This is a genomic window from Microbacterium sp. P2_F9 (genome assembly GCF_056403635.1).
The window spans coordinates 1-3,997 of sequence record NZ_JBFUFC010000265.1; the positions used below are offsets into that span (position 1 = coordinate 1).

General features: G+C 68.4%; 3 protein-coding genes. 2 read left to right on the top strand and 1 reads right to left on the bottom strand.

Annotated elements, in window-relative coordinates; all coding sequences use genetic code 11:
- Both AC1DVT_RS18435 and AC1DVT_RS18440 read left to right on the top strand, forming a co-directional pair.
- A partial coding sequence (locus AC1DVT_RS18435; protein WP_477390642.1) for an FRG domain-containing protein occupies nt 1–919 on the top strand: 919 nt, incomplete at its 5' end.
- Nucleotides 920–941: 22 nt separating this feature from the next.
- Nucleotides 942–1,334, top strand: a complete 393-nt coding sequence (locus AC1DVT_RS18440) for a hypothetical protein (protein WP_477390644.1) — start codon at nt 942–944, stop codon at nt 1,332–1,334.
- Between the two features lie 18 nt (nt 1,335–1,352).
- Here the strand turns inward: AC1DVT_RS18440 and AC1DVT_RS18445 are convergent.
- A partial coding sequence (locus tag AC1DVT_RS18445; RefSeq protein WP_477390646.1) for a UvrD-helicase domain-containing protein occupies nt 1,353–3,997 on the bottom strand: 2,645 nt, incomplete at its 5' end.

The following is a 3,997-nucleotide window of genomic DNA, read 5'->3' on the forward strand; positions in this document are numbered from 1 at the left end:
GGATCGGCGCGTGACGTCGATGACAGACCCAGATGCGAGTGACCTCTTCGAGGAATGGGAGGGCCACATCCACAGCTGGGCGTCGTTCCAGCACGAAGTGAACGTCCTCACCTCGACCTACCATGACCAGCACTTCGTGTGGCGCGGACAGTCGGATGCGCGGTGGGGTTTGCGCAGCTCCCTCTATCGGGTGCTCACAGAGCAGCTCGGCGGACCTCCTACCGAAGACCAGCTCGTCGCCGCAGAGCGGAAGCTTCTCAAGCTTGCCCGGATCCAGTGGCGGCTCGACGGGATCCCTGCCCTGCAGCTGTTTGCGCAGATGCAGCATGTCGGGGTGCCGACGCGACTGTTGGACGTCACCTTCAACCCTCTCATCGCCGCGTGGTTCGCAGTCGCGCGAGATCAAAAGACCGATGAGCTGCCCGCTCGATTGCTGGTCTTCACCGACAGCAACAAGCCGCTCCAACTCCACACCGGCTGGAACACGAATACCCCGCGTTGGCACCGCCTGCCGGACGACCACGCGCGACGATCGGTCGATTGGGGCACGGGCCTGGGCCGCAAAATCTGGCGACCGCCGGCGCTGCACAACCGGATCCCCGCGCAGAATGCCGCGTTCATTCTCGACGGCGCACCGATCGACGCGCTGGATGCCGGCAGCGATCGTCGTGACGGCCGATCGAAGTGGGCGGCATCCGAACTGCGGCGCTTCGCATCGGTGCCGATGCGGCTCACGCACGTCGGCGAGGATCGACTGCCCAAGAAGGCGCCGGTCTTCACATTTCGGATCACGCCCGAGGCGAAGGCGGAGATTCGCGATCAGCTCGAGAACCGATTCGGCTACGGGTTCTCGAGTGTTTACGCAGACATCGAGGGGTTGTCAGACTTCGTCAGGCGCTGGCCGGAGTCGATCGTCTGAGGTTGAGGAATCGAGCATCGCGATGACGGAGTACTCACTGGGCAGGCAGTCGAGCGTGCACTCGATCCGGTGCACGGAACAGACGTGGATCGGCGCGAAGGCGCGCGCTGATCGGGAAGGCGTCACAACGAACTTTGCGATCACCGAGATTCTCGAGGGTTACGCCCTCGAGCGGATCGATCTGCCGTCGGTGTCGCGCCCCACGAGCAATGCGTCGGATGCCGCAACCTCCACCCACTCGATTCGGTCGACCGACGACGTGTGGGAACGCGCGAAAGTTCGTGCCAGGTCCGCCCGAACGAACATGAACCGGGTCATCGAGGCGATCATGCTCGGCTACGCGAACGACCTGATGGATCTGCCGACCGTCGAGAAGACCTGGACTGCGACGCGCTCGCCACAGCAGCCACACTGACCCCCGAAACGCGTCGACCTAGCCGCCGGGCACGGGCACGACCCGTCCAGTCGCACCCATGGAGTCGAGGAACACCAGCTCCGCGCGCGCCCGCTCCCCCGTCGCCGCCTCGAGCGCGCGCACGTAGGCGTCGAGCTGCGGTTTGTAATAGGTCGCCCGCTCGGCGAGGGTCGCGGCATCCCGAATCGTGTCGGTCTTGTAGTCGACGATCACGAGGTCACCCGACTCGTCGCGGAAGACAAGGTCGATGAAGCCCTCGAGCACGAGCCCGTCGTCTTCGACCGTGCCGACGTAGAGCTCGCTCCAATGCTCGCGCGCGAAGGCGTCGCGCACGATCTCGGTCGCCAGCGCCGACCGGACGAACGACGCCACGGCGCCAGCGAGATCCGGGACGCCTTCCGCCAGCGCCTGGGCCGACGCGACAGCGTCAACCAAAGCCGAATCGCCGCCGACCGCCTGCAGCGTGCCGTGCACCGCGCGCCCGATGAGGTTGCCGTACCGGCCCTTCATCCAGGGCGCGAGCTCGACGTCGCGAGCGCCCTTGGCTCGCCCGGCGACGACATCCGCAGACTCCGAATCGCCGTCCGCCAACGCCTCGGCAAGAGCCCACACGACCTCGGGCTCGGTGCCCTCCAGACCGGATGCCGTCCGCGCGGAAGGCGCGCGGGAGCGCCGGCGGGCGGCATCCGTCTCCGCAGCCCACGACTCCCACGAGGGTCCGGGGCCCGGTGCGGGCCGCGTCACCGCTGAGGGCAGATCGCCGGAACCGCCCTCGAAGACGGTCACGCCCGGCGCCTCCAGCGCACCCGCGTTGACGAAGATCTCGGCCGCTGTCTTCTGATCTCCGTCGCGCTCAGCACGGTGGAGCGACACGACAAGGTGGTCGCGGGCGCGGGTCGCGGCCACGTACAGCAGGCGTCGGCGCTCCTCGCCGTCCATCTGCTCATCGAGCGGCGCCGCCTCGGCGAAGTCGTTGGTCTCGATCGAGCCCGACAGGTGCACGGAGTAGCGGCGGTCACCCCAGAGCAGTCGCACGCCGTTCTGCCGGCGCGGGTGGCTCGTCATACCGGACAGCACGACCATCCCGAACTCGAGGCCCTTCGCCCCGTGCACGGTCATGATCCGGACGACGTCGAGATCGGTCTCGGGCAGCAGCGATTCGGCGACCCTCGCGGAATCCCCCGCCTGGTGGGCGGCCCACGCGAGGTACTCCCGCAACCCGCCGTGCTCGACATCCGACCAGGCGCGCGCTTGATCGATGACGAACCGCACCCGCCCCCACTGATCACGGGCACGGGATGAAGGCTCCGTGGCGGTCGCGGCTTCGAGCACACGCCGGTCGACGGCGAGACTGGTAAGCAGCTCAGCGGGCGTCGCCCAGCGACTGCCGCGGAACAGCTCGTTCAGATACGTCATCGCACGGCCGACCGGGGTGTCCGCCAGCTCGTCCTTGACCGGCGCACTCACGGTGAAGCCGCCGCCATCGCGCTTGTACGCGAAGAGATCATCGTCGCCGCAGCCGAACAGCGACGAGCGCAGCGCCGTCACGCAGGAGAGCTGATCGCTGGGGTCGGCGACCGCGCGCGCCGCCGCCATGAGCGATCGGATCTCGGTCGACTGGTAGACGAGCGAGCTCGACTCGGTGCGGTAGGCGATGCCTGCCGAATCGAGTGCCTGCTCCAGCGCAGGCAGGGACGTGCGGGCCGGAATCAGGATCGCGATGTCACGCGCGGTGATCGGGCGCCACTCCTTCGCCCGCTCGTCGAAGACGGTCCAGCCCTCTGCAAGGGCGGTCCGGATGACGGATGCCACATCCGCCGCTTCCGCCTCTCGCTGCGGTCCGACTAAGGTCCCCTTGGCGTGCGCCACAGCACCGAGGGCGGTTACCGAGGCCCCCGAGAACGCCGTGCTCCCGGCCGGATCGAGCGCGCGGTGGGCGCTCAGCGCCTCGTACGCCGGCTGCGCGCCCGGCTTCTCCTGAATCACGACGCCGAAGACGGCGTTCACCCAGTCGAGGATCGGGGGCACCGTGCGGAAGTTCGTGACGAGCGACAGTCGGCGTCCGAGTCGCTGGCCCGCGTCGAGGTACGTGGAGATGCTCGCGCGCCGGAAGCGGTAGATCGACTGCTTCGGGTCGCCGACGACGAACAGGGAGCCGGCGGGCACCGCGACGTCTCGCCAATCCTCAGCAACGGCCTCCCGCCCGCCGGCGATCCGCACGGCGAGCTCGATCTGGATCGGGTCGGTGTCCTGGAACTCATCTAGCAGCAGCCGTCGGTACGTCGCCTGCAGCTCGGCCCGTGCGTCTGCGTTCGTGCGCAGCAGGTCGCGCGATGCGACGAGCAGATCGTGGAATTCGAGGGCGCCGGATGCGACGCGCGCACGTGCGTCGTCAAGCACCGCGGCCGCGATCCACCGTGCGAGCGGGCGGAGCGCCGCGTCGCCGTACGCCTTCGCCACCGCAGACGCGTCAAGAGCAAGCTCCTTGCACTCGTTCTTGAGACCCGGCAGATCGGGCCAGTTCCCAGCTCGGCCGCCACGGCCGAGCTTCAGTCCGCCGAGGTCGCACACGAGCGCGAATCGCTCGCGGTCGTCGCTCGCCCCCGAGAAGGCGGTCACCCAAGCGGTGACCTTGCCGGTGACGCCGAGGAAGAGGTCGGAGT